The following is a 550-nucleotide window of genomic DNA, read 5'->3' as shown; positions in this document are numbered from 1 at the left end:
GCCCGAACGTCGAGGCGGGCGGAATGGCATTCGGACTTGACCCCGACGCGGCGGCGGCGGTAACGCGCGCGGTGCGGGAAGCGACCCGCAAGCCACTCATGGTCAAGCTGTCGCCGAATGCGCCCGACGTCGTAGCTGTAGCGCACGCGGTGCGGGAAGCGGGCGCGGACGCGCTCAGCTTGACGAACACGTTTCTGGGCACGGCGCTCGATATCGAATCCTGCCGTCCCGTGTTCCAGAACGTCCGCGCGGGGCTTTCCGGTCCGGCGATAAAGCCGCTTGCGCTCCGCATAGTATACGACACGGCGCTTTCAATGAGGCGACTTCCTAAACACGCGCGAATCCCCCTCGTCGCACTCGGCGGAATCAGCCGGTGGGAGGACGTGGCGGAGTTCATCATGGCGGGCGCGTCCGCCGTGCAAATCGGCACGGGCATATTCGCCGACCTGCATTCGCCCGCGGCGATTCTCGACGGGCTCGCCGCGTTTATGGCACGGAAAGGCTTTAGGTCTATAAAGGGTATGCCCGGAAACTCGCTGTGCTGCATTAC

1 protein-coding gene is annotated in these 550 nt (G+C 64.9%); it reads left to right on the top strand.

Annotated elements, in window-relative coordinates:
* Positions 1-23: 23 nt before the first annotated feature.
* A partial coding sequence (locus tag AWU74_RS07670) for a beta/alpha barrel domain-containing protein (protein ID WP_498067489.1) occupies positions 24-550 on the top strand: 527 nt, incomplete at its 3' end.

The organism is Treponema endosymbiont of Eucomonympha sp., assembly GCF_001028545.1.
The sequence above is the reverse complement of the archived record's forward strand: the minus strand, read 5'-3'. Positions and strand labels throughout refer to the sequence as shown.